Genomic DNA, 3499 nt, shown 5'->3' with positions numbered 1-3499 from the left:
ATGATATTCTGTGGAATAAGCAATGACCATTCTCAGATTTTCCCAAATTTCCGAGTTATTACTTTCTTCATACCAACTTCTTAACATGGCAAAAAAGTTTTTAGATATTTCTGGATAATTGAAAATTTCATTAACTTCATCTAATAGTAAAACAACATTTTTCTTGAGATAAATCAATAATTCTTTAAATGCTTGAGTACAAGAAATTTTAGCGTTATTATCATCCCAACTTAGTCCATATGAAACATCAGGTAACTGACTTTTTATATTTTTATTAAATGCTTTGAGAAAATTATTAACATTGTTGATATTGTCAGGTTCAATCAGAGTATCAAATCTCAGATACACAGGAAAATAATTATTTTTATTTGCTTTGTCTTGTATCCTTTTCATTAGAGAAGTTTTACCCATTCTACTTGGTGCTTTTATTCTTACTAAAGAACCTGGTTGTTCTATAGCTTCATAACATTCTGATTCAATAGTACAACGTTTAATTCGATGACGTTCTATATAAAAAGGAGAGTCTATTTTTTCCGGTCTACCAGGCATAATAACTGGGTGAAAACCATAATCTTCCTGTAACTCATGAATGACGAAAGTTGGTTTATATTGAGTGAATATCTGTACCAAATATTCGTTCCATTCCAGATTGGATTCTGATGAATATTTAAACTTCTTTGCTATTGATTTTAATTTTCTCCCTACACTAGATTGATCGAAACTCATTGACTGAGCAATTTCTTGATATTTTTTGCCGGATAAACGCAATTGGATTATATTTTTGTCATTGTCTGACAAGTTACAGTAAATGTGGTCAAATATTTCTTGATTCATGGTTGTTTATTTGAGTTTAAATTTCTTAGGTCGTTATATGAATTNCTTTGCTATTGATTTTAATTTTCTCCCTACACTAGATTGATCGAAACTCATTGACTGAGCAATTTCTTGATATTTTTTGCCGGATAAACGCAATTGGATTATATTTTTGTCATTGTCTGACAAGTTACAGTAAATGTGGTCAAATATTTCTTGATTCATGGTTGTTTATTTGAGTTTAAATTTCTTAGGTCGTTATATGAATTTGATTAATTTTTGTTACAAATAAACCTCTACAATTCTCTATTATAAAGGCTTAATTTTTGCAGGAATTTGTCTAAATAGTATTAGATTAAAAGAATGTATAGCACATCCGAGTATAAAAGCAGGCTTATACTATCTTTTAACCCTATATATGGCAAAGGCTATGATTTTAAAAAATACCGTCTGGTTAAGGTAGATTTGGTATTATACCAATTATCAACAGTTCTGCAACCCTTATAGGAGTTATTTTACCAGCTTATGGTAAATCAACAATCCAAGTATAGTTTTGTAGTCTAGTACATATTTACTGAATTGAACATTGGAATTAGATTTACCTGGAATTTAGACGACCCAGTTAAAACAGTGATAGGGAAAGTTTGTTTTTGATTGTTTTTGCCTCCTTGGGTTTTTCACTTTACACTTTCATTATCTCCCTTATTTCTGGGTATGGTGGTGAGCTATGAGTAAAAAGAAGGTGATTTTTCGGTATGGAGAAGGTGAGCTATTTAAGTACAACAAAGTGAAGTAGATGAGTGATTTTAGTGATGATGATCACTAATAAAGTGTCCATTAAAAATGGACACTAGGAAGTCAAAAGTTATAAGAAGAGAAAGGTTAGAGCTTATCTGTAGGAAACTACTATATCAAGTGATTAGAAGAAAGAAGAATCATTGATAGTAGTTAACTTAGTTGTGATTTCTTCTGGAGTAGTTACTGTATTTTCTAAAGTAGCTAAAAGTTGATTATCCCAGAAAATTTGGGTATTATTGGCAACTGCTTCAATAGTTAGCCGTTGTTCATCTAAAACTAATCCATCACCCAAAACTAGCCAATCTTCATTAATATTGAAGTCGGTGATGATGTCTGAACCTTGACCAAAGTTGAGTAGGAAGCGATCGCTACCACTACCACCAGTTAAAGTATCATCATCCGCCCCACCATTGAGGAGGTCATCACCATCTTGACCCAATAATATATCCTGGCCTTGATTACCAAATATTAGGTCATTTCCCATACCTCCTAATAACACATCTTGGAAACCTTCTGTGCCAACTGATGCAGAAAGTTCAGGGTTGTCACCATAGATAGTATCATTACCCTCACCACCGCAGATAGTATCATTACCCCCATCGCCAAACAGCAGGTCATCCCCTGCTTGACCATATAAAATGTCATCATCCTTNGGAAACCTTCTGTGCCAACTGATGCAGAAAGTTCAGGGTTGTCACCATAGATAGTATCATTACCCTCACCACCGCAGATAGTATCATTACCCCCATCGCCAAACAGCAGGTCATCCCCTGCTTGACCATATAAAATGTCATCATCCTTACCACCTCTTGCAATATCATTACCTGTACCACTAAGAATAGTATCTGCACCATAGTTCCCACTCAGAAAGTCATTTCCGGCACCACCAGAAATCAAGTCTTTTCCTGCAACATCAGCATCAATAACACTATTGTTACCACCATAAATTGTGTCATCTCCTGCCTCTCCTAAGAGAGTATCGTCACCTTCATCGCCAAAGATTAAATCATTATCCTTACCACCAAAGACGAAATCATCTTCCTTACCTCCATTAATTAGATCGTCTCCACGACTACCTTGAATGAGATCGTTACCGCGACCTCCATTAACAGAATCTTCTCCTATTTCCTCTGCTGAAGAATTGGAACTGGGGTCACCAACAATTTGGTCATCACCATTCTCACCCATGAGCATATCGTCACCGTATTGTCCGAACAGAATATCATCACCCTTACCACCACGGACTTCATCATTACCCTTACCACCCATAAGTAGATCGGTCTCACGGTTACCGTTAACGTAGTCATTACCTCTACCACCGTTCATGGTATCACTACCGAATAAGTCTTTATCAGTACCACCAATAGTACCACCCCATAAGATATCGTCACCCTTGTCACCGAGAACCATATCGTTACCAATATCAGCCCAGATAACATCATTACCCTTACCACCACGAGCGGTATCGGATTCTTTTCCGGTGTTAATAAAATCAGCTTCCTCCTTACCATTAGCAAAATCACGACCACGATTAGCAAAAATTCGGTCTTCACCTAAACCACCATAAATCATGTCTGGAATAGCACTACCTTCGATTGTGTCGTCTCCACCTAAGCCATCAACAGCTTGGTCAACGCTACTACTTTTAAGAAATTCATTTGCTGGTGTACCGAATAATAATTCTTGAAATTGATTAGGTTCGAGAACCATAGAAGGTACAACTGGTAAATCGGGAAATTCTATGGTTGGAGGTGGAGGACAGAGACAGACACAATCTATTACAGGAGCTTCTATTTCAAATTGACCATTAATCGTAATTGTAACTGTAGCTTGACTTGTGCCACCATTGCCATCACTGATGGTGTAGGTGAAATTGTCTGTAGCTGTT

The 3499-nt window shown here is 36.1% G+C and carries 3 protein-coding genes; all 3 read right to left on the bottom strand.

Annotation, left to right across the window (positions count from 1 at the left end; translation table 11 throughout):
- A partial coding sequence (locus tag AFK68_RS05495) for an AAA-like domain-containing protein (protein WP_210407246.1) occupies nt 1-834 on the bottom strand: 834 nt, incomplete at its 3' end.
- A gap of 898 nt (nt 835-1732) precedes the next feature.
- Nucleotides 1733-2251 carry a hypothetical protein gene (locus AFK68_RS44315; protein ID WP_143437555.1) on the bottom strand — a complete coding sequence of 173 codons (519 nt, stop codon included), beginning with the start codon at nt 2249-2251 and terminating at the stop codon, nt 1733-1735.
- A 13-nt stretch (nt 2252-2264) separates the two neighbouring features.
- Nucleotides 2265-3499 (bottom strand): Ig-like domain-containing protein (locus AFK68_RS44310; protein ID WP_371357247.1); only part of this gene is annotated, 1235 nt, incomplete at both ends.

This window comes from Hydrocoleum sp. CS-953 (assembly GCF_002260545.1).
GTDB lineage: Bacteria > Cyanobacteriota > Cyanobacteriia > Cyanobacteriales > Microcoleaceae > Trichodesmium.
This window is presented reverse-complemented; position numbering and strand designations above follow the sequence as displayed.